The following is a 20003-nucleotide window of genomic DNA, read 5'->3' on the forward strand; positions in this document are numbered from 1 at the left end:
CCACCGACTTGGTGGCGGTCGTCGCCTCGGCTGCAAGCGTTCGAACTCCCTGGGTGCCATCCAGCACGTTGAAGTCTCATGCTCGACTACCTGTTCGGATATGACGATCTCCATTCTACTGTTCCCACCATGCCGCCTGCGCCGCCGCTTCTCATTGCGCAGGCGCAAAGACTGGCTCACTCTCGACAGTTCGACATGGTCCTTGGAAGTTACTTCTTGTTTTCGGCCGCTGGCCGTCGGAGGCGACGATCGAGAGACCCAATCGCGCGTCGTGATGCCGCGACAGTCCGGCGTCCCACAATCTGAAATTCCTGCGTGGTCTTGCCGAAGAGCAGCATCGCGAGCTGCCGGAGTTCTTGCCGCGCGACCAGCAGCGTTCTCTGCTTGGTTTAATATCTTCAAAGAAGCCTTTGTAAAGGCGAGATATTACCGGACATTATCAAAATTACCGAAGAGGCTTGATGTGGCTAGGCGATGCACTCATTGATCTCGTGGAAAGCGTCCGCCGCACCGACCTCGAAACACCTAAGGTACAGACAGACAGATCATTTGGCATTGTGGAATAACTAGTAATATCAGCTGATTATCCGTACCTATTCATCTAGATAATAATCGTCTGGGATACAAGACACGCGGAACGATCGCTCCATTCTGCCGCCGAGGCAAGGCTCATTGATTTTGGCGAGGACGGGAAGCCGCAAAGCCCGTGTTTTTAGGACACGCGCTTGCCCCTATCATCAAACACATGCAGGTCCTTGGCCAGCGCGCCGACCGTGACACGGTCGTCGATCTGCCTCACCGATCGCCCTGGAACTCGGAACACGAGATCCTGACCATTGGCGAATTTGCCATGCACGTAGCTTTCCGCTCCAACGAGTTCGATGCTGTCGATGCGGACCTTGGCGGTGAAATCAAAGTCCGTCGCGGTGGGTTCACAGACTGCGAGGTCTTCCGGTCGGATGCCGATCGTGAATGCGCCGGCTGGTTTGGGCACATTTGGCGAGATCGACCAGCCTTCAAGCGTTTCAGCATGTTTGAGCAGGTTCATCGACGGTGAACCGATGAAGGTTGCGACAAACGTCGTCGCCGGTTTTTCGTAGAGTTCGATCGGTGATCCGACCTGCTCGATCTGTCCGCCATTGACCACGACCAGCTTGTCGGCAAGCGTCATTGCCTCCATCTGGTCATGCGTGACATAGACACTGGTCGTGCCAAGAGAGCGTTGCAAGCGCTTGATTTCGATGCGCATCTGCCCCCTCAACTTGGCGTCCAAGTTCGACAGAGGCTCATCGAACAGGAACGCCGCCGGTTCGCGCACGATCGCTCGCCCCATGGCCACACGCTGGCGCTGGCCGCCGGAAAGCTGGCGTGGTTTGCGGTGGAGATACTGCTCGATCTCCAGGGTCTTGGCGGCAATCGCGATACGACGCTCGATCTCGTCCTTCGGCGTGTTGCGGTTCTTCAGCCCGTAGGCAAGGTTCTGATGAACAGTCATATGCGGGTAGAGCGCGTAGTTCTGAAACACCATCGCAATGTCCCGCTCAGCGGGTTCTAAATCATTGACTGTTCTGTCGCCGATAACGATCTCGCCGGAGCTGATACTTTCGAGACCCGCGATCATGCGCAGAAGCGTGGACTTTCCACATCCGGATGGGCCGACGAGAACGACGAGTTCGCCATCGTCGATCTGGAGGGATACGCCTTTGATCGCCTCGATATTGCCGCCATAGATCTTGCGGACGTTGTTCAGGGTAATTTGAGCCATTACTTCTCAGTCTCCACAAGACCTTTGACGAACCAGCGCTGCATCAGCACGACGACGAGGATTGGCGGGATGATCGCGAGGATCGCGGTTACCATCACATAGTTCCAGGGTGTCGAGGCGTCGGTGAAATCGACCATACGACGCAGGCCGATGATGATGGTGTTCATCTTCGCGTCGTTCGTCACCAGCAACGGCCAGAGATACTGGGTCCAGCCATAGATGAAGAGGATGACGAACAGGGCGGCGATGTTGGTTTTTGAAAGCGGAAGCAGGATGTCGCGCATGAAGCGAAAGGGGCCGGCATTGTCGATGCGCGCCGCTTCCACCAGTTCGCCCGGGATCGTCAGAAAGAACTGCCGGAAAAGAAATGTCGCCGTTGCCGAAGCCATCAAAGGCAGCGTCAGGCCGGCATAGGTATCGATCAACCCGAGGTCGACGATCACCTTGTAGGTAGGCAGGATGCGCACCTCGACCGGCAGCATCAGCGTTATGAAGATCATCCAGAAGAAGACCATCTTCAGCGGAAAACGAAAGAAGACGATCGCGAAGGCCGAGAGGAAGGAGATGACGATCTTGCCGACGGCGATGGCAATCGCAACGACTGTCGAATTGAACAAAAGCCGCTCAAGGCTGACGCCGACCACGCGCTCGACGCCGCCAGACATCGCCTCAGTATAGTTCTCGGTCAGATGATCGCCGATGGTCAACGACATCGGTGGACGGATGATCTCGACCGAGGTCCGGGTGGAGGCGACGAAGGTGTAGTAGATCGGAAAGGCGACGATGATGACGCCGATGATCAGCACCAGATGGCCAATGAAATTGGCGATGGGACGTTTTTCAATCATCGGCGCGCCTCATGAGTAGTGAACCCGCTTCTCGACGAAGCGGAACTGGAACGCCGTCAGTGCGACAACGATGACCATGAGAATGACCGACTGGGCCGCCGAGCTGCCGAGGTCGAGATTGACGAAGCCATCATTGTAGACCTTGTAGACGAGCGTTTCCGTCGCCTTCGCCGGTCCGCCGCCGGTGACCGCATGGATGATGCCAAACGTGTCGAAGAAGGCGTAGACGGTGTTGACCACGAGCAGGAAGAAGGTGGTCGGCGCCAAGAGCGGGAAGACGATCGTCCAGAAACGCCGCGCTCCGCGCGCGCCGTCAATCGATGCAGCCTCGATCAGCGATTTCGGGATCGCCTGTAGTCCGGCGACGAAGAAGAGGAAATTGTAGCTGATCTGCTTCCAGGCAGCCGCGACGATCACCAACGCCATGGCCTGGTCGCCGTTCAGAAGTGGATCCCAGGCAAAGCCGTTGCGCCGCAAGATATAGGCAAATGTCCCCATCGCGGGATTGAACATGAAGAGCCACAGCATGCCGGCCACTGCAGGTGCAACGGCATAGGGCCAGATCAGAAGCGTGCGGTAGATGTTTCGGCCGCGAACCACCCGGTCTGCCGCCGTTGCCAACAACAGAGCGACAGCCATCGAGAGCAACGCCGTCGCCAAGCTGAAGACCACCGTGACCTTCAGCGAATGCAGGTAGTCCGGATTTGCCAGAACGGCGCGAAAGTTGGCAAGGCCGACGAAGCCGGACTTGAGTCCGAACGGATCCTCGCGAAGCACGGATTGATAAAGCGCCTGGCTCGCCGGCCAAAAGAAGAAGATGACCGTGAGCACGATCTGCGGCGCGAGCAGGAGATAAGGCAGGATTTTATTGGGAAAGACGACAGGCTGCAAAGCGACCCCCTTCTTTGCGCGAGGAGATGGGCTGCCCCGGTTCACGCCCGGGGCAGTCCTGCTATTGCATCGTTAGTTTCCGATGGCTGCCGCGATTGCGGCGTTCGCCTTCTTGGTGCCTTCGGTCAGGGCCGCTTGCGCATCCTTCTGCCCGGCGAGCATCGCCTCGAACTCTTCGTTGAGGATGTCTCTCACCTGCGGAAGATTGACGAGCCGCACACCCTTGGAGTTTTCCGTTGGCGCCTTGCCCATCAACTGCAGGATCGGCGTTTCACGGCCGGGGTTCTTTTCATAGAATCCCGACTTCTTGGTTTCGTCGTATGCCGCAAGGGTGACGGGCAGATAGCCCGAGACCTGATGCAGGCGTGCCTGGATTTCTGTCTTCGACAGGAAATTAAAGAACTCGGCGATACCCTTGTATTCATCGTCGGATTTGCCGCCGAATACCCAGAGGCTTGCGCCGCCCGGGATCGTATTCTGCGGACCGCTGCCCTCGTAATAGGGCAACTGGCCGATACCGTATTTAATCCCTGACTTGATGATGTCGCCGAGACCACCTGATGATTCTGTCAGAATAGCGCATTCACCTGATGTGAAGAGCTGCTTGGCTTCCGAAGTGCGGCCGCCATAACGGAACGTACCGTCCTTTGCGAGATCGGCAATTGCCTGGAAATGCTTGACGAACAGCGGTGCGTCGACCTTCAGTTCGACGTCGGGACCGGCAAGGCCGTTCTCGTTGGTTCCGTAAGGCACGTTGTTCCAGGCTGCGAAGTTTTCGGTCTGGATCCAGGTGAGCCAGGTGGAGGTGAAGCCGCAGGCCGAAGCGCCGCTCGCCTTGATCTTCTTGGCGGCGTCGAACACCTCCGGCCAAGTCTTCGGCGGGTTCTCCGCATCGAGGCCGGCCTTCGTAAACGCGTCCTTGTTGTAATAGAGGATCGGCGACGACGAATTATAAGGGAAGGACAGCATCGTACCGTCCGCCTTCGAATAATAGGCGACGATCCCGGGCAGGTACTGGTCCTTATTGAATTCGTAACCGCCCTTCTGCAGTACCTCGGCCACCGGCAGGATTGCGCCTTCCGCACCCAGCATCACGCCGCTGCCGGCATCGAAGACCTGCAGGATGGCGGGCGCCTGCTTGGAGCGGAACGCGGCAATGCCGGCGTTCAACGTTTCCGGGTAGGTTCCCTTGAAGACGGGCACGACCTTGTAGGCAGTCTGGCTTTCGTTGAATTCCTTTGCCAGTTTGTCGACAACTTCGTTGTTGGCGCCGGTCATGGCGTGCCACCAGGAAAGCTCGGTAGCGGCCAATGCGTTTGAAGCAAGGCCGGCTGAAAATGCGGACGCGACCACAACGGTCCAGTTCAAATGTCTGAACATGATTCCTCCCAGTTCTCAAAAGCCAGGGCATTTGGCACACCCGGCGAAATCGATCCTCCTCGATCGAAGCTTACGCAACCTTCGCTGCGAAACCAAAAAGCAGTAGAAGCGAAATGAAATGAATATGCAACGAAAATATGACAATGGAATTTGCATTCCACGGCCGCCACGAAGGGGCCAGCGCCAATTATTGTGGATGCTTTCAGTGAGCCTGTGCAGGCGGAGGTCTATCGTTTCGTTCGCAACCCACTAAGGGTCAGGCTTGGTGTTGTTCCCGAAATAATCAGCGGCCAGAGCCGAGCCTGTCCAATTTTCCTGAGGTCCATCCCTTCCTTCCCTGTTGTGAAGTCCGGCGCTCAGTTGCTCAGGCACTTCTGCTGTCAAGTTTGAGCAGGATCAATGCGACTTTGCGCGATGGGATTACGATAGGTCGACGTTGAAGGCAGAGTTGAAGGCACAAGGGAGATCATTCGTGAGAATTCCGCCCTGGATCTGCTCGGGTCAGGGAGACCGGATCGAACAGATCAGCCGAAGCTCAAGGAGAAAGATGATGTCGATCGATCGTGCAGTCCTGATGTTCGCGGGAACGTTGATTCTCGTGTCCCTCGCGCTCGGATACTATGTCTCGTCCTATTGGTTCCTTCTGACGGCGTTCGCGGGCCTCAACATGATACAGGCGTCCTTCACCGGATTCTGTCCAGCCGCATTCGCCTTCAAGAAGATCGGCTGCAAGCCAGGCGTCGCTTTCAAGTAGCCGAGCCCCGAGGCGTCCGACGCCCCTCGGAGCAGCCGGTGGGCCGTTGCGGCTGAAGCCTCGCATCAAATGGACGTCCATCATGCTGAGATCACGGGTTTCCGCCGCCGTATTGCTCGCAGCCGCGACTGTCGTTTGGGGCGCGGCAGACGCTGCAGAATTCGTTGCCAGGAGCACGACGGTTACGCAGATGAAGGCGGTTTTCGGCCAGGTCGAAAGCCGTACGGTTGTTCCATCGCGCGCCCGCATCGGCGGCACGGTGCGCGAGATCCGCGTTTCCGAGGGGAGCGAGGTTAACGAGCGAGACATCATCGCTGTCGTTGTTGATGACAAGATTGCACTCGAGTTGCAGGCCGCCGGTTCCAAGATCAAGGCCCTGGAGTCGCAGCTCGAGAATGCGCGCACCGAACTCGAGCGCGCGCAGCAGCTACTTGCACGCGGAGCTACTGCCCAGAGCCGGCTCGACACGGCGAGAATGGCTCTCGAGGTGGTGCTGAACCAGGTTGCGGCAGCGCAGGCCGAACGGGCCGTCATAGAGCAACGTGCACATGAGGGTGACACCCTGGCGCCGGCGACCGGCCGTGTGCTGACGGTTCCAGTCACCCCAGGCTCAGTGGTCCTCCTGGGGGAGGAACTGGCTCGCATCGCGACCGGACCTTACTACCTCCGCCTTTCGCTTCCCGAGCGCCACGCGACGGAGATTGTGGAGGGCGGCACAGTGGTCGTTGGCACGCGCGGTCTCGCACAGCCCCCGACGGGACCGAAGGCTGAGGCGCACGAGGGACGCATCGCCAAAGTCTATCCGGAGATCTCGAATGGACGGGTGATCGCGGATGTCGAAGTCGCAGGTATCGGTGACTATTTCGTGAACGAGCGTACGCTCGTGTCGATCCCTGTCGGCAAACGATCAGTGCTTGCCGTGCCGCCTGTAGCCGTAAGGACGCTGCACGGCGTGGACTTTCTCCGGGTCGTGACGCCCGATGGTGAAATGGACATCACAGTCGTTCTCGGTGAGCGCTTCGAAGACAACGGTGAACAGCGGATCGAAATCCTCACTGGCCTTCGCGACGGCGATCGGATCGTACTGCCATGAAACTCGGACTCGCCGGCAGCCTCACGCGCGCCTTTATCGCTTCCCCGCTCACGCCCCTTCTTCTGATGGCCGCGCTGGTTCTCGGCCTCGTCGCGCTGATGACTCTTCCCCGCGAAGAGGAGCCGCAGATCTCCGTACCGATGGTGGACATTCATGTGGAGGCCAATGGACTGAAGGCCGAAGACGCGGTCAAGCTTGTGACCGAGCCGCTGGAAGCCATCGTGAAGAGCATCAATGGCGTCGAACATATCTATTCGCAGACGCGGGACGACGGAGCGATCGTCACCGCGCGCTTCTTGGTAGGCACGAGCGCGGATGCCGCGATCCTGCGTGTGCACGAAAAGGTCCGGGCCAACTTCAACCGAATCCCTGTCGGCATACCGGAGCCGCTGATCGTCGGCCGCAGCATTGATGACGTCGCCATCGTTGTCGTGACGCTGACCCCTACGCCGGAGGCGGCATCGCGCTGGACAGCGAACGGGTTGACCCGGCTCGCGCGCGAATTGCAGGTCGAGGTGACGAAGCTGCCCGGCATCGGATTGACCTACATCGTCGGCGAGCAGCCTGATCAAATCCGCGTTGAGCCGGATCCGGAAAAACTTTCGCTTTATGGCATCACCATTCAGCAACTCGCCGCCAAGATCGAAGGGGCGAACCGGTCGTTCCAGAGCGCGCTCGTGCGCGAAAACGGGGAACAGCGCACCTTGGTTGCCGGACAGACGCTGCAGAGTCAAAGTGAGATTGGCAACCTGCTCTTGACGGCGCGAGACGGTCGACCAGTGTATGTGCGCGATGTCGCCGAAATAGTGCTCGCCGGCGAACCGAATGAGACGCGTGTCAACGAGGTGCGCAAGACAGAAGGCGGCCTGGAGCGGGTTCCGACAGTCTCGCTGGCGATCGCCAAGCGGACCGGCACCAATGCCGTCGCAATTGCTGAAGACATTATTCACCGCCTCGAACAGGTCCGCGGGCAAATCTTTCCCGAGGAAGTCGAGATGGTGATCACCCGCGACTACGGCGAAACGGCCAGCGAAAAGGCGAATGAGCTCCTCTTCCATCTTGGTCTCGCCACCGTCTCGATCGTTCTGCTCGTCGCGGTTGCGATCGGCTGGCGTGAAGCGCTCGTCGTCGCTGTGGTCATCCCGACGACAATCCTGCTGACCCTATTGGCCTCCCGGGTCATGGGCTACACGTTGAACCGGGTGAGCCTGTTCGCACTCATATTCTCGATCGGCATTCTTGTCGACGACGCCATCGTCTTGATCGAGAACATCGCCCGGCACTGGGCGATGAAGGATGGACGCAGCCGGATCCGGGCCGCGACAGAGGCGGTTGCCGAAGTCGGCAACCCGACAATCGTCGCCACTATGACTGTCGTGGTCGCGTTGCTGCCGATGCTCTTCGTGTCGGGCATGATGGGCCCCTATATGAGTCCGATTCCCGTAAATGCCTCGGCGGCCATGTTGTTCTCGTTCTTCGTTGCGGTGATGCTGACGCCGTGGCTGATGACGAAGCTCGCCGGCAGGGAGACTGCAGGTCACCCAGGTGTCCATAGCGACCGCGATAGCCGTGGTGGATGGCTTGGCAAGGCCTATGTCGCCGCTGCCAGACCGATCCTGCAGTCGCGCGCTCGCGCGTGGACATTTCTGCTGCTGGTGGGCGTTGCAACCGTCCTCTCGCTTGGCCTCATCTATACCAAGGACGTCACAGTCAAGCTGCTGCCGTTCGACAATAAGGCCGAGTTGCAGGTCTTGGTTGATCTGCCGGAAGGGGCGTCGGTGGAAGCCACGGACCGCGTCTTGCAGCAGGTCGTAGCACGGCTGGTCGCGATTCCTGAGACGACGTCCTTCCAGACCTACGCCGGAACGTCCGCACCGTTCAACTTCAACGGCCTCGTGCGCCACTACTATCTGCGCTCCTCACCGGAACTGGGCGACGTACAGGTCAACTTGGTTCCGAAGAGCGAACGCAGTCGCGCCAGCCATGACATTGCGCTCGACATCCGCACCCGGCTGCAGGGACAGGACGTTCCTGCCGGCACGTCGGTCAAAGTGGTGGAGCCGCCGCCTGGTCCGCCGGTGATGTCAACGCTCATTGCCGAGATCTATGGCCCCGACGCCGAGACCCGGCGCGCAGTCGCCGCCAAGACCAGGGAGGCTTTCGAGAGCATCCCCTTCATCGTCGATGTGGACGATTCCTTCGGCGTTCGGCCCGAGCGTTTGCGGTTGGCGATCGACCAGGACAATCTGGAATATCACGGCGTCGAGCAAAGCGACGTCTACGACTCCATCCGCTCTCTTTACGCGGGAACGGCAGTCGGCTATTCGCATCGCGGCGGCGGCCGGCCGCCGATTCCGATCCGCATCGCACTTGCCAAAAGTGCGAAAGTCGTTAGCGAGCGAACGCTGGCGACGCCGGTTCCCGCCAATGCGCTGCCCGGCGAACGCGGCATCGTCGAGCTTGGCGACGTTGTGACGCTCAGGCGCGAGCCGGCATCCTTCCCAATCTTCCGACACAACGGCCGGTCTGCCGAGATGGTGACGGCCGAGCTCGCGGGCGAGTTCGAGGCGCCAGTCTACGGCATGATGGCGGTGGCAAAGGCCATCGAACGGGCCAACTGGGGCGACGTGCCGAAACCGGCTATCGCGTTTCACGGACAACCGGATGACGAGTTGGGACCAACCTTGCTTTGGGATGGTGAATGGGAGGTGACCTGGGTCACTTTCCGAGACATGGGTGCCGCCTTCATCGTTTCGGTCATCGGAATCTACATCCTCGTGGTCGCCCAATTTGGCTCGTTCAAACTCCCCTTGGTGATCCTGACGCCGATTCCTCTGACCTTCATCGGCATCATGGTGGGCCACTGGCTGTTCGGAGCACCGTTTTCGGCGACCTCGATGATTGGCTTCATCGCCCTCGCCGGGATCATCGTTCGTAACTCGATTCTGCTTGCCGATTTCATCCGTCTTGCCCGCAGTCCGGACCGACCGTTGATCGACGTGCTGCTCGAAGCCGGCGCGATCCGCTTCAAACCGATCCTGCTCACCGCGATCGCGGCGATGATCGGCGCAGCGGTCATTCTCGTGGATCCGATCTTCCAAGGCCTCGCGATCTCGCTGCTCTTCGGCCTGATCTCCTCGACCGTGCTCACTGTTTTGGTCATCCCCGCGATCTATATCGCCCTCAGAGGCGATGGCCGCGGCAGCGAGACGTTCCGGCCGGGTCCCCAACCGAGCAAATTGCCGGAGCACGAAGAGCACGAGCTTGAGCCAACCTGAGACATGATTGAACAAAGGAGATGCCGATGAGCTACTATTTCGCCAAGACGCTTACCTGTGGCTTCGATGAGGCCGTGCAGAGAACGACCGAAGCACTGAAGAATTCCGGCTTCGGCATCATCACGGAAATCGACGTGAAGGAGACGCTGAAAAAGAAGATCAACGCAGACTTCCGATCCTATAGGATTCTCGGCGCCTGCAATCCGCACATGGCGTATGAGGCCTTGAAGATCGAGGACAAGGTCGGGACGATGCTGCCTTGCAATGTCATCGTGCAGGATGCTGGGCCAGGCAAGACCGAAGTTGCGGCGATCGATCCCGTCGCCTCTATGCAGGCGATCGACAATCCCGAGCTACTGGTGACGGCAAAGCAGGTGCGATCGATGCTGGAGAAGGTCATCGACGGCCTCTGAGCGCGGGCGCGCCGTAGGGGCGAACCGCAATTCATTGCCCCGTCTGTTGACCTCGCTCAATGTCCGACGCCGTACGATAAGCTAGCCTTCTTTTGTCTTCAAAAGGAGCACTCATAATGTTCAAGGTTTCTGGCATCGCATTGATCGCGCTTGGCTTTTTCTCGGGACAAGCATTGGCTGACGACTATGGTGCGAGATGGGGGCGGTGGCATGGCTACGGCCCAGGGATGATGATGGAGCGAATAGGAACGATCGACACGAACGATGACGGCGTCATCAGTGACGATGAAGCCGCCGACCAGGTCGAAACGATCTTCGCCGCGATGGACGGTGACGATGACGGCGAACTAACAGAAGATGAATATATGAGTGTGCGCATGGGCCCAGGCCAAGGCTTCAATGAAGCGCGGCAAAAGGCCATGCAGGAACGAAAGAAGGCCAGTTTCACCAAAATCGACACGGATAAGAGTGGAAAGGTCAGCAAGGCCGAGTTCTTGACGGCCGGTAAGGCTCGCTTCGAAGCGGCTGATACGGACAAGGACGGGCGGGTTACACCGTGGGAATTTCGCGCCCAACGGCGGGGATGATCCATCGACAAGGCACGTTGGTTGACAATGGTAAAACACGTCGATGTCCTAACTGCGCGGCTGTAAACCGGCTGGCCGCGGGCCGCACCGCCGTCACAGCCAAGTGTGGGACCTGTCGCCGGGCACTCTTCAACGGCCATCCGATTGACGCTGACGCAGAGATGTTTCGCAGACAAACCAGTCGGAGTGACATCCCCGTCCTGATTGATCTCTGGGCTCCATGGTGCGGCCCCTGCCGGATGATGGCCCCTGCATATCAGGAGGCCGCCAGAATCCTCGAGCCCGAAATACGTCTTGTGAAGCTCAATTCGGAAGCCAATCAGGAGATTGCGTCAACGCTTGGCATCCGGGGGATCCCAACCTTGATCCTGTTCTCCGGGGGCCGTGAGCTTGCCCGGGTGTCCGGAGCAATGAGCGCGGGCCAGATCGTCGACTGGACACGCACTCATCTCCGTGGAGTACAGTAAAGCGACACCATGGGTATCGCTGGGTCATCGGTTCCGCCGGGGCGGCGTCGTCCGGTCGCGAAGGATGAAGGCCTCGACAAAGTGGAGCGGCTTGCCGGGGGTAGTCGTTCCCGGTTCCCGGCCTGCGGCCGGCGCTTGCGCTGAACCTCTTTCGGCGACCCTTTTAGCCGGTCAAGCCGCGCGCGAACGGGCTTTGGCCGCTTTGGCGGCCGCCGCCTGGTACGCTCATCCTCTTCTGATCGTGCGGCATGGCCAGCATGGGCACATCGCGCGCACGGAGCCAGTTTCACGGCGATGCCCGGCCGTCAAGGTCATCAGCTCCGCGCGAGCCTGCATCGGAAGAGACCTTTGGACTTGTCCGCCCTAAAAGGATGCTTGTGAGACGATGGGGCTGGAAAACGCCGCCGCAATGAGGACCTACATTTTTGAAAGTGCAGGTCTCATCAACTCGGCCGGCGGTGATCTGTGCTATCTGACCGCAAAGGCGCGGCGAGGGGAGTTTTTGCTCGGGCCAGTGGTGATGGCGTTGTTGGGCGCGCAGATAAAGTCGATCTCGCCAGCTTGTTCGAAGATGATCTCCAACGCTCTTGATCCACCGGACCCACAGCCGTCAGGGTAGATATCGAGCGCGTAGCCTTGTGTCTCTGGGTTCAGGTATGGCAGAAGCTGCGGATCATCGATGAAGATGTCGACATCAAAGCTCTCGCGATGATCGATCTGGAGCATCAGGGCGGTACCGCCTCCAAAAGTCCAATTGTCGATCAATGTGAGTTGGGAGCTTGCCTGATCGATAATGCAGCCAGCGTGGTCAAACAGGTCCCCCATCTGCTGGCTGGGTGTTCGACCAATTATGCCGCCCGCGCCAAAGGTAGCGGGTAACCGGCAAGTGCCGAGAACTTCCGTGCTAAGTCGGAAGCGATCGCCGGATCAACGTGCATTTCGCCAAGGAACGAGATCTGAAGGTTCTCGTCTACCTCGGAAAAAAAAGAGAACGCCGACGCATCGAAATTGACTGCGCTGGCAGGATCGGAAATCTTGGATGCCAATTGCTCAGCCGAAAGCTTCGTCCCATAAGGGGCGTTGACAGTCGACAAAACCTTTACTGCAACAATGGACATCTTCCTCGACCACAGAACCTTCAGGTTTTTATATACCTCGACGATGCTTGCGAAAAAAGGATCGCCGGTGAGGACGCCGTCACACGTTAGCGAATGACTGCGATAATTCTGACAAACTGATGTTCAGCCTCGAGAAATTCTTCGAGGCATCTGTATTCGGCCGATTTTCCGATGTTGCGGCTTGTCTGAGGGCGAGGCTCATCCGGGGACGGTACTCGGCGTGGGCGTGGACCGGGAAACGAAGATCTCGTCAAGCTGGCGCAGTGCGCCATCGTGAGGTTGCAGCGATCCATTGTCCTGTTCGGCCCTCGGGATCCTGGCTACGTGTAATGTCGGTCACGACCGCGGCACAATCCGCGCCATGGGTGAGGACGCCATCAATGCGTTCAATGTTCAGTCCACCGATCGCAACCAGCGGGGTCGATCCGATTTTCTTCCTCCATGTGGTGAGGCGGGCAAGCCCCTGCGGCGCCCACTTCATCTTCTTGAGAACAGTCGGATAGACCGGTCCCAACGCGACATAGTCGGGCGCGACGGAGAGCGCCATATCGAGTTCGGCCTCGTCATGTGTGCTGATTCCCAGCTTCAGTCCGGCCCCACGGATCGCGGCCACGTCAGCTTGCGCCAGATCTTCCTGACCGAGATGAACGAAATCGCAGCCTTCGTCGATCGCCACGCGCCAATGGTCGTTGACGACAAGTTGGCAACCGTGTCTGTCGCATATGGTTCTGGCGATGCGGATATCGCTACGAACCTCGCTATCGGGTCTTTCCTTGATGCGAAGCTGGACCAGCCTGACTCCTATTGGAACGAGGCGCTCGACCCAATGCGCGCTGTCGACAATGAGGTAAAAGGGATCGAGCTTCATGAGAAGACCGCCTTTCCGATCAACGGGGTGGAGGGGACTGCCATGTCTCTCGGTTCGAGCATGCCGGCTTCAAAAGCCAGCCGCCCGGCCGCGATCGCCTTGGCAAAGCCCGATGCCATCACGGCCGGATTTCCGGCACCGGCCACCGCCGTATTCAGGAGCACGGCATCGAAACCGAGCTCCATCACCGTCGTTGCATGCGAAGGGCGGCCGATGCCCGCATCGACAATCAGAGGCACGTCCGGGAAGTGTGCGCGCATCGACCTCAAGGCGGACAGGTTTTGCGGCCCCATGGCACTGCCGATCGGAGCACACCAGGGCATCAACACGCGGCAGTCAGCCTCCAGCAGGCGCTCGGCAACGACTAGATCGTCGGTCGTATAGGGAAAGACCTCGAAGCCTTCGTTCGAAAGGATCCGTGCGGCTTCGACCAGCGCGAACACATCCGGCTGCAATGTGTCGTGATTGCCGATCACTTCGAGCTTGATCCAGTTCGTCTTAAAAACCTCGCGCGCCATCTTGGCAGTGAGCACCGCCTCCTTGGCGGTGTGGCAGCCGGCGGTGTTCGGCAGTATTTTCGTCCCAAGCTCGCGGATCAGTTCGAAAAACGCACCTCCCGCTTTGCCGCCGGCCGTCTCTCTCCTCAAGGAGACCGTGATGATTTGTGTCCCTGAGGCCCGCACGGCGTCCGAAAGCACGGCTGGAGATGGATAGCCCGCTGTGCCCAGGAGCAGTCGAGAGGTAATTTCCGTGTCGTAGACTTGCAGCATGGTCAGCCACCTTTCATCGGCGAGAGAATTTCGATGCGATCATGGTCGCGTAAGCGCCATCGATCGCGGTCGGCCGCGTGAACGAGTTCGCCGTTGACAGCGGTCGCCAGCCAGCTTCCTTCATAGTCAAGTGCTGCCATCAGTTCGGCGAGCGTCGAGCAGGCGATCTCGTGCTCGTCGCCATTAATGTTAAGGTTCATCATAGAACTCCGATCTGTGGTCCGGGTTGAGCAGAAGTTCGGCAACGTCGTGCGCAAGGGCAGGCGAGAGCAGGAAACCGTGTCGATACATCCCGTTCACGGAATAGATCGAACCGCTTCTGGTGATCCTCGGCAGATTGTTGGGGTAGGCGGGGCGAATGCCAGTTCCGGTTTCGGTGATCTGCGCTTCGCCGAAGGCCGGGTGCAGGGCGTAGGCTGCGTTTAAGAGCTCCATCAGCGACCGTGCAGTGATGGGACCGGACAATTCGCTCTCTATCATTGTTGCCCCGACCATGAAGACGCCCTGGCGGCGTGGAACGACATAGATGGGGTGTCGTGGATGCAGGAAGCGCACTGGACGCGACAGCTGAATGTCGCCGGTGCGCAGATAGAGCATCTCACCACGCACGCCCCGCAGTGCCGCGTCATCCGGGAGCCTGGCACTGCCGGTGCAATCGATGCGCCAATCGACACGGCGATCGACGGTCGCATCCGTCATCTGGCCGAAGTGAAAACGCACGCCCATGGCCTCTAATGTGTCACGGAGCGAAGACAGCGCCTCTCTCGGATCGAGATGCGCTTCCCTCGGAAAGTAGAGTGCACGAGAGAAACGGCCGGCGAGATCCGGTTCCAATTTGGCTATCTGATCTGCATCAAGCCACCTGTACCCTGTGGTTCGTGTCGCGAAGCGATCGAGTTCGCGTGTGTCACGTGCGGCGGCGACGACGAGTGTCCCCTCTTGCGCGACTTTGTCGGGCAGCGCCGTCTGCCACCACTCAATAGCTGTCGCGCCGACGCGTTCGACCTTCTCGTCGGCACATTCGCGCTCACACCAGGGTGCCAGCATGCCTCCGGCAAACCAGGATGCCCCGGCGCCAATCCGTTCTGATTGTTCGACGACGTCGACCTCAATGCCGCGTCGTGCCAGCTCGTAGGCAGTGACAAGACCGACGACACCCGCTCCTTTAATGATCACCGGATTCATTCGGCAGCCGCTCGAGCAGATACTTGGTTGGCGCTGTAGGGCCATTCACCCATGCGCCGCTCTGCTAGCGGGCGTAGGTGTTGCCGTCTATGCCCGCGGTTTGGCTCGTGTACGACATCTGAAAAAACCATTGGCTGGCTCCAACCTTGACGTTTGGAGACCCAGATCTTGGAGCTGGAAAGATAGAGACACGTCCACGCGATAGCAAAGGAGCTGTCGCAAATGCCGTGGTTCCCACCGTCCCTACGCCAGCATGAACTGGATCAGGTTCAACGGGTCATTGCGCTGCGGTCGAAAGAGCCGATCCGCCCAGCAATATCTCAGCCCCTGCCGTGCTTTGTCAAGCGTTGTTAGTTCATTCCCAACGGGGCAAAAACGTCATCCACATGCCATAGAGCATATCTTAATGCGTATCGCGCCGTGAGGAGGGAGGTGAAGCGTGAAGAAGCACGCCACGATTCATTTCGCCTGCAACGATCATCGCGACGGTTCATTCGCCGGAAAGGTCAATTTAGCGGCCTACGCGGAAAATGACTTGTGAACGCCAGGCATTGCTGAAGTCCGGTTCACCGTTGGCGATGATTTCATTCGTGTCCACCGCCGCAATTTCAAGTCGGAACGTCATATTGAGTCGGCGACTGGTGCTGGAATGCTTACGCCGATGGCGACATCGCGCCCGGACCAATCGTCATTCCGCCTGTACTGCCGATCAATCCGTCGCAGCTGCTCGCCGATTGGGTTATTCGAGTTCGGCGTTAGAGCAGCCAACCGCCTAGAGCGCCCTGGTCACGACCTGCGTTGCGACTCCGACCAGTAGACCCGCCAACGCCACGGCGGTTCCAAATCTCGCCACCTTCATACGGCGCCAGCGCGCGCCATCCCAATCATAGCTCATCAGATGCTCCGTCACGCGAAAGAACCGCAATCCATGGGGGCTGGATTACGGTTCCGAGTTACCGGCGGGGTACAGGAGGGCGACGGCAACGAACGAGAGCGTGCGTTCTGCCCGTTAATTTCTGGTTGGCGCACAGAGGCACCTTTTCGCCTCTAAGAATTTACTGCCATAATGAACTGGGTGTCAGCGCACGATACGCGGGCTAACGCTGGCGAGTACCTTGATGATGTCGTCCTCAAGGGTCTGACAGAGCGTTTCATACTCCTCGAGCATCGTGTGCTCGGGCGTCAGTTGTTCGCGTAGCTTGTCGCGCTTCATTGCTGCCTCGCCGTAAGCCTCAAGCAAATGGGTCATCGCGAGGAAGTTGGCATCGGAGATCTGTCTCCGGTGCCTTGGCAGCCGCATCATCATGCGGCCCCGCCCGATCTTTTCAAAGTCCATTGCACGCTCCCAGCCTGCCGGCTCGGAGAGATTTTCTCCGACAAAACAGAAAGTAGCAACATGAACCGACGCATTAATGCGGGGGCCTCGCGCTCGTCTAACAGTGAGAAGGCCTCAAGGAGTATGGCGTTTAGTAGAACAGGCGCTGCAGCGTAAGTTTTGCTTTCAGGCATTTGGAGGCATCGTCTGCAACACTGCAATCAACGTCTCGAATGTTCTCAAGCGATTCTTTTCTCGCTTCTTCATTGATGTCGCTCAGAGACCTTTCATGGTTGGTGCCGTCCCTGGAAGTGACGGTACACAGATTTCCCAAGCACACCGCCGTGTCCGCCTGAGCGGGCGCGCCCGAGGCGATGAGCGCCACGGCAATAAACGTGCTCATGCAGTTCGACCATTTCTCCTCGGTAGGTCGCCGTTCCGCATCCATTTGAGTTCCCCGTTTTGAGTGGTTCACGATGCAACGCCCGGTCGGTAATTGTCCAACTCACTAGTAAAAAGGAAAGTCCCAATGAGCGCCATATCTGTGCAGCAAATTTGTTCTGACCAGTAAGGACAACTATCGCCGATTTCGTGAATGTTACCGCAAGGAAGGTCTTCTGCCCCGACTTCGTCGCCGATCCGGATGCAGTCAACCGCGATCCATGGGAAGGACTGGTGCCTATATTTTATTGGCAGATGCGCGACCTCAACCGATAGGCCGACGTCGAGACGATCACGAAGTATCAACGGCGGCGGGCGATGCTCGCTCTGACTACGACACTTGTCCTGACGGCCTGTGGGATTTCGGCGCCAGCAATTGTGGACGGCCTGCGTCGGGTCGTCGGGACTGATCTGGTCGGCGCGACGGGCGACGCCGGCAGATCAGCGGAAGATAGACCGGACTGTGGCCGGCTCTTGTGCCGGCGGCATCTGGACGAATGGTATTCATGGCCGGTTCAGCTGGCGCTGCTGCTACCACGTTTTGGAAGTGGCTGTCGGCAGTGCTCGGTAACATTCCTCGGTGAGGCAATAGGAGGGGTCAAATCTTCACTTCGCTTGACAAGTGATCACAAACGTGGCCGAACCCAAAGGTACCAAGGCGCCGATGGGCCAGATTGGTCGACTGCGCGCCTATCCGGATGCGTCTTTCCGCGACGTGACGGCTCCCAACGCAGATACTCTCTACACCTATAGTTTCTTCGATATCGCCAAGGAACCCTATGTCTTGAGTCTTCCAGATCTGGGCGATCGCTACGCGCTTTTCCCAATGCTTGACGGCTGGACCAACGTCTTTGAAGTGCCCGGAAAGAGAACAACAGGAAAGGGCGCGCAGACATATGCGATCACCGGACCTGGGTGGACCGGGACCCTGCCTGAAGGGATGACCGAGTACAAATCACCGACAAGCATGGTGTGGCTCCTCGGACGTATCTATTGCACCGGAACGCCTGAGGACTATGCCGAAGTCCACAAGCTTCAGGATGACGTGAAGCTCGTTCCCCTGAGTGGCTACGGAACCAACTACACCCCACCTGCCGGCAACCCCGACCCGACTGTCGACATGAAGACCGCCGTTCGTGAGCAGGTCAATGCGTTGGATGCTGTCGCCTACTTCAAACTATTCTGCGACCTGCTGAAGACTAATCCACCCGCTGCGGCCGATGCCCCACTTTTGGAGCGGTTGGCCACCATCGGGATCGTTCCCGGTAAGGATTTCGACGAGAGCAAACTCGACGTCGTCCTTCAGAAGCGACTTCCACAGATCGCGTTCGCGCGGATTATGTTGCACTTCGAGGATAGTGGTGGCGATGTCAACGACGTCAACGGGTGGCATACACGACGAAAACGGGTCTCTACGGTACGGACTATGTGCAGCGCGCCCTGATCACCGCCATCGGGCTTGGTGCCAATCGCCCACAGGATGCGATTTATCCGACGAGTACGAAGTCCGGCCATGGTCTGATTGCTCGCGACTATAATGGCTCGGAAAGCTATGTGATCAACTTTGCCGAGGGACAGCTGCCACCGGTAAACGGGTTCTGGTCGATTACGATGTATGACTCGGGATACTTCTTCGTTGATAACCCGCTGAACCGCTATTCAATCAGCCCACGCCAGGACCTCAAAGCCAATGCTGACGGATCGACCGATATCTACATCCAGCATGAGTCTCCAGGCGCAGACAAAGAGTCGAACTGGCTACCTGCCCCGAAGGGTAAGTTCATTCTGATGATGCGGTTGTATTGGCCAAAAGAAGGAAATCCGTCAATCCTCGACGGATCGTGGGTCCTACCGCCTGCAACGAAGACGAATTAACAAGCATAAGCATACGGCGTGGCCGTTTCGCGGCCACGCTGACCAGAGTATCGTAGTGTGATCCCAGTCGGGGGCCGAGAGTGGGGCAGCGCGTCACTCTGCGGTGTTGATCATTCACATCGCTTAGTGCAGCATCCTGGTCGGTTGCTGTTCGCTCTGATCTCGACGTGTTGGGCTCGTCCGCCTACAGAACCAGCGACCGCATTCGGTCAATGCCAACTCATCCGTATTGCCGAACCTAAATTCATCCATCAGGAATTTTGCGAGGCGGCCAGCGCGGATGTCTTGGCGCGGGATCCTCGTTTCGAAGCAAATGCGATCGAATATCCTTTGAAGTGTATCGAGCTGTTCGGGTGCGAGTTCAAAACCTGACTGGTCAAAGTGAATAGCCATTTAGACCTCCCTTCTTAAGCTACCGCCTTCACCGAAGAGAGAAAGATAGCGAAATCTTTAATTGGCTCCAAGTGAGCAAAAGTTGAGATTGCGTGCGTCGAACTGCTGCTGGTAGTGGGGCCTCCGGCTCAGAGCTCACAGAGAAGCGGCCCTGATAAAAGGCGCCGCAGGAACGAAAGCGGAAACGAGACGACTCCCTAGCTGCTCCTTTCCTTAAATGCGAATTGTTCTCGCCAATCATCGGATTTGGTTCTATATTTAGTTATTGCTGATATTGTTGACGGCCTTCCCGTCACAGAGCCCCAAGCTACAAAAGAAGGCCGCTCTTTTCCAGCTGTCTCGCTGGGTCAGGCAGCCACCCTCACAAATTACCAGCCATTTGCTTGAGCGCATCGTGGTCGTGGATGCCGCTTTGAAAAAGGCTGATCAGGTGCGCCGCGAGCGTAACTGCATCATCGCAAAGGCGAGGTGCCTTTCCTGGATCATTTCCCGGAAGACACATTCGATCTGCTTGAAGTCGTCAGGCGTTATAATCTCTGTGCGAGATCCAACCGCTTTACCC

At 58.4% G+C, this 20003-nt stretch carries 20 protein-coding genes, 4 pseudogenes and 1 riboswitch; of the genes and pseudogenes, 10 read left to right on the forward strand and 14 right to left on the reverse strand.

The window, feature by feature from the left end:
• Window positions 1–712: 712 nt before the first annotated feature.
• From ASD02_RS09610 to ugpB, 4 genes are all read right to left on the reverse strand, one after another.
• The gene (locus tag ASD02_RS09610) at window positions 713–1765 is read right to left on the reverse strand and encodes a sn-glycerol-3-phosphate import ATP-binding protein UgpC (RefSeq protein WP_057220611.1); all 1053 of its coding nucleotides are present in this window, start codon (window positions 1763–1765) and stop codon (window positions 713–715) included.
• The gene (gene ugpE / locus ASD02_RS09615; RefSeq protein WP_057220612.1) at window positions 1765–2613 is read right to left on the reverse strand and encodes a sn-glycerol-3-phosphate ABC transporter permease UgpE; all 849 of its coding nucleotides are present in this window, start codon (window positions 2611–2613) and stop codon (window positions 1765–1767) included. The genes ASD02_RS09610 and ugpE overlap by 1 nt, the downstream gene beginning before the upstream one ends.
• A gap of 9 nt (window positions 2614–2622) precedes the next feature.
• Window positions 2623–3504 carry a sn-glycerol-3-phosphate ABC transporter permease UgpA gene (gene ugpA / locus ASD02_RS09620; protein ID WP_057220613.1) on the reverse strand — a complete coding sequence of 294 codons (882 nt, stop codon included), beginning with the start codon at window positions 3502–3504 and terminating at the stop codon, window positions 2623–2625.
• A gap of 72 nt (window positions 3505–3576) precedes the next feature.
• Window positions 3577–4884, reverse strand: coding sequence for a sn-glycerol-3-phosphate ABC transporter substrate-binding protein UgpB (gene ugpB / locus ASD02_RS09625; protein WP_057220614.1), 1308 nt, complete (start codon window positions 4882–4884; stop codon window positions 3577–3579).
• 550 nt (window positions 4885–5434) lie between these two features.
• On the opposite strand from ugpB, the gene ASD02_RS09630 reads away from it, so the two are divergent.
• The 7 genes from ASD02_RS09630 (at window position 5435) to ASD02_RS40565 (ending at window position 12095) form a co-directional block, all read left to right on the forward strand.
• Window positions 5435–5638: a DUF2892 domain-containing protein gene (locus ASD02_RS09630; protein ID WP_057215129.1), complete on the forward strand. Its 204-nt coding sequence runs from the start codon at window positions 5435–5437 to the stop codon at window positions 5636–5638.
• An 82-nt stretch (window positions 5639–5720) separates the two neighbouring features.
• On the forward strand, window positions 5721–6731 hold the full coding sequence (locus tag ASD02_RS09635) for an efflux RND transporter periplasmic adaptor subunit (RefSeq protein ID WP_057215328.1): 1011 nt from the start codon (window positions 5721–5723) through the stop codon (window positions 6729–6731).
• Window positions 6728–10009: an efflux RND transporter permease subunit gene (locus ASD02_RS09640; RefSeq protein WP_057220615.1), complete on the forward strand. Its 3282-nt coding sequence runs from the start codon at window positions 6728–6730 to the stop codon at window positions 10007–10009. The genes ASD02_RS09635 and ASD02_RS09640 overlap by 4 nt, the downstream gene beginning before the upstream one ends.
• A 26-nt stretch (window positions 10010–10035) precedes the next feature.
• Window positions 10036–10422 (forward strand): DUF302 domain-containing protein, encoded by a 387-nt coding sequence (locus tag ASD02_RS09645; RefSeq protein ID WP_057215135.1) that lies wholly within the window; start codon window positions 10036–10038, stop codon window positions 10420–10422.
• Window positions 10423–10538: 116 nt separating this feature from the next.
• A complete protein-coding gene (locus tag ASD02_RS09650) occupies window positions 10539–11009 on the forward strand; it encodes an EF-hand domain-containing protein (protein ID WP_057220616.1) in 471 nt (156 codons plus the stop codon).
• Window positions 11006–11476: a thioredoxin TrxC gene (gene trxC, locus ASD02_RS09655; protein WP_057215144.1), complete on the forward strand. Its 471-nt coding sequence runs from the start codon at window positions 11006–11008 to the stop codon at window positions 11474–11476. The genes ASD02_RS09650 and trxC overlap by 4 nt, the downstream gene beginning before the upstream one ends.
• Before the next feature lie 409 nt (window positions 11477–11885).
• Window positions 11886–12095 (forward strand): hypothetical protein, encoded by a 210-nt coding sequence (locus tag ASD02_RS40565; RefSeq protein ID WP_347376826.1) that lies wholly within the window; start codon window positions 11886–11888, stop codon window positions 12093–12095.
• A 71-nt stretch (window positions 12096–12166) separates the two neighbouring features.
• Here the strand turns inward: ASD02_RS40565 and ASD02_RS40570 are convergent.
• The 9 genes and pseudogenes from ASD02_RS40570 to ASD02_RS09695 all read right to left on the reverse strand — a co-directional run.
• Window positions 12167–12301: pseudogene (locus ASD02_RS40570) on the reverse strand (hypothetical protein); the annotation flags it as partial.
• 23 nt (window positions 12302–12324) lie between these two features.
• A complete protein-coding gene (locus ASD02_RS09665; protein WP_025428909.1) occupies window positions 12325–12594 on the reverse strand; it encodes a hypothetical protein in 270 nt (89 codons plus the stop codon).
• A 250-nt stretch (window positions 12595–12844) separates the two neighbouring features.
• Window positions 12845–13462, reverse strand: a complete 618-nt coding sequence (locus ASD02_RS09670; protein WP_057220617.1) for a thiamine phosphate synthase — start codon at window positions 13460–13462, stop codon at window positions 12845–12847.
• Window positions 13459–14232 (reverse strand): thiazole synthase, encoded by a 774-nt coding sequence (locus ASD02_RS09675; RefSeq protein ID WP_057215150.1) that lies wholly within the window; start codon window positions 14230–14232, stop codon window positions 13459–13461. Before ASD02_RS09675 ends, ASD02_RS09670 begins: the two co-directional genes overlap by 4 nt.
• 2 nt (window positions 14233–14234) lie before the next feature.
• Complete coding sequence (gene thiS / locus ASD02_RS09680) at window positions 14235–14432, reverse strand: sulfur carrier protein ThiS (RefSeq protein WP_057215153.1); 198 nt, start codon at window positions 14430–14432, stop codon at window positions 14235–14237.
• Window positions 14422–15408 carry a glycine oxidase ThiO gene (gene thiO, locus ASD02_RS09685; protein ID WP_244494198.1) on the reverse strand — a complete coding sequence of 329 codons (987 nt, stop codon included), beginning with the start codon at window positions 15406–15408 and terminating at the stop codon, window positions 14422–14424. Before thiO ends, thiS begins: the two co-directional genes overlap by 11 nt.
• A 232-nt stretch (window positions 15409–15640) precedes the next feature.
• Window positions 15641–15757, reverse strand: a riboswitch (TPP riboswitch).
• Between the two features lie 432 nt (window positions 15758–16189).
• Window positions 16190–16312 (reverse strand): hypothetical protein, encoded by a 123-nt coding sequence (locus ASD02_RS40375; protein WP_277996348.1) that lies wholly within the window; start codon window positions 16310–16312, stop codon window positions 16190–16192.
• Window positions 16313–16495: 183 nt separating this feature from the next.
• A complete protein-coding gene (locus tag ASD02_RS09690) occupies window positions 16496–16753 on the reverse strand; it encodes a hypothetical protein (RefSeq protein ID WP_057215160.1) in 258 nt (85 codons plus the stop codon).
• A gap of 130 nt (window positions 16754–16883) precedes the next feature.
• Complete coding sequence (locus ASD02_RS09695; protein ID WP_057220619.1) at window positions 16884–17135, reverse strand: hypothetical protein; 252 nt, start codon at window positions 17133–17135, stop codon at window positions 16884–16886.
• A gap of 157 nt (window positions 17136–17292) precedes the next feature.
• Between ASD02_RS09695 and ASD02_RS40575 the strand changes: the two are divergent.
• The 3 pseudogenes from ASD02_RS40575 to ASD02_RS09700 form a co-directional block, all read left to right on the forward strand.
• Window positions 17293–17446: pseudogene (locus tag ASD02_RS40575) on the forward strand (glycoside hydrolase family 19 protein); the annotation flags it as partial.
• 45 nt (window positions 17447–17491) lie between these two features.
• Window positions 17492–17744 (forward strand): annotated as a pseudogene (locus ASD02_RS39670) (hypothetical protein).
• 48 nt (window positions 17745–17792) lie between these two features.
• Window positions 17793–19048 (forward strand): annotated as a pseudogene (locus ASD02_RS09700) (DUF1254 domain-containing protein); the annotation flags it as partial.
• Window positions 19049–19171: 123 nt separating this feature from the next.
• On the opposite strand, the gene ASD02_RS09705 reads toward ASD02_RS09700, so the two are convergent.
• Window positions 19172–19441: a hypothetical protein gene (locus ASD02_RS09705; RefSeq protein WP_057215166.1), complete on the reverse strand. Its 270-nt coding sequence runs from the start codon at window positions 19439–19441 to the stop codon at window positions 19172–19174.
• Window positions 19442–20003: the final 562 nt, after the last annotated feature.

This window comes from Ensifer sp. Root1252, assembly GCF_001425885.1.
GTDB lineage: Bacteria > Pseudomonadota > Alphaproteobacteria > Rhizobiales > Rhizobiaceae > Ensifer > Ensifer canadensis.

What these genes read in the sequence shown, in the direction of transcription:
- ASD02_RS09610 (WP_057220611.1), bottom strand. Translation starts at nt 1,765, where the DNA reads ATGGCTCAAATTACCCTGAACAACGTCCGCAAGATCTATGGCGGCAAT.
- ugpE (WP_057220612.1), bottom strand. Translation starts at nt 2,613, where the DNA reads ATGATTGAAAAACGTCCCATCGCCAATTTCATTGGCCATCTGGTGCTG.
- ugpB (WP_057220614.1), bottom strand. Translation starts at nt 4,884, where the DNA reads ATGTTCAGACATTTGAACTGGACCGTTGTGGTCGCGTCCGCATTTTCA.
- ASD02_RS09630 (WP_057215129.1), top strand. Translation starts at nt 5,435, where the DNA reads ATGTCGATCGATCGTGCAGTCCTGATGTTCGCGGGAACGTTGATTCTC.
- ASD02_RS09635 (WP_057215328.1), top strand. Translation starts at nt 5,721, where the DNA reads ATGCTGAGATCACGGGTTTCCGCCGCCGTATTGCTCGCAGCCGCGACT.
- ASD02_RS09640 (WP_057220615.1), top strand. Translation starts at nt 6,728, where the DNA reads ATGAAACTCGGACTCGCCGGCAGCCTCACGCGCGCCTTTATCGCTTCC.
- ASD02_RS09645 (WP_057215135.1), top strand. Translation starts at nt 10,036, where the DNA reads ATGAGCTACTATTTCGCCAAGACGCTTACCTGTGGCTTCGATGAGGCC.
- ASD02_RS09650 (WP_057220616.1), top strand. Translation starts at nt 10,539, where the DNA reads ATGTTCAAGGTTTCTGGCATCGCATTGATCGCGCTTGGCTTTTTCTCG.
- trxC (WP_057215144.1), top strand. Translation starts at nt 11,006, where the DNA reads ATGATCCATCGACAAGGCACGTTGGTTGACAATGGTAAAACACGTCGA.
- ASD02_RS40565 (WP_347376826.1), top strand. Translation starts at nt 11,886, where the DNA reads ATGAGGACCTACATTTTTGAAAGTGCAGGTCTCATCAACTCGGCCGGC.
- ASD02_RS09665 (WP_025428909.1), bottom strand. Translation starts at nt 12,594, where the DNA reads ATGTCCATTGTTGCAGTAAAGGTTTTGTCGACTGTCAACGCCCCTTAT.
- ASD02_RS09670 (WP_057220617.1), bottom strand. Translation starts at nt 13,462, where the DNA reads ATGAAGCTCGATCCCTTTTACCTCATTGTCGACAGCGCGCATTGGGTC.
- ASD02_RS09675 (WP_057215150.1), bottom strand. Translation starts at nt 14,232, where the DNA reads ATGCTGCAAGTCTACGACACGGAAATTACCTCTCGACTGCTCCTGGGC.
- thiS (WP_057215153.1), bottom strand. Translation starts at nt 14,432, where the DNA reads ATGAACCTTAACATTAATGGCGACGAGCACGAGATCGCCTGCTCGACG.
- ASD02_RS40375 (WP_277996348.1), bottom strand. Translation starts at nt 16,312, where the DNA reads ATGAGCTATGATTGGGATGGCGCGCGCTGGCGCCGTATGAAGGTGGCG.
- ASD02_RS09690 (WP_057215160.1), bottom strand. Translation starts at nt 16,753, where the DNA reads ATGGACTTTGAAAAGATCGGGCGGGGCCGCATGATGATGCGGCTGCCA.
- ASD02_RS09695 (WP_057220619.1), bottom strand. Translation starts at nt 17,135, where the DNA reads ATGAGCACGTTTATTGCCGTGGCGCTCATCGCCTCGGGCGCGCCCGCT.
- ASD02_RS09705 (WP_057215166.1), bottom strand. Translation starts at nt 19,441, where the DNA reads ATGGCTATTCACTTTGACCAGTCAGGTTTTGAACTCGCACCCGAACAG.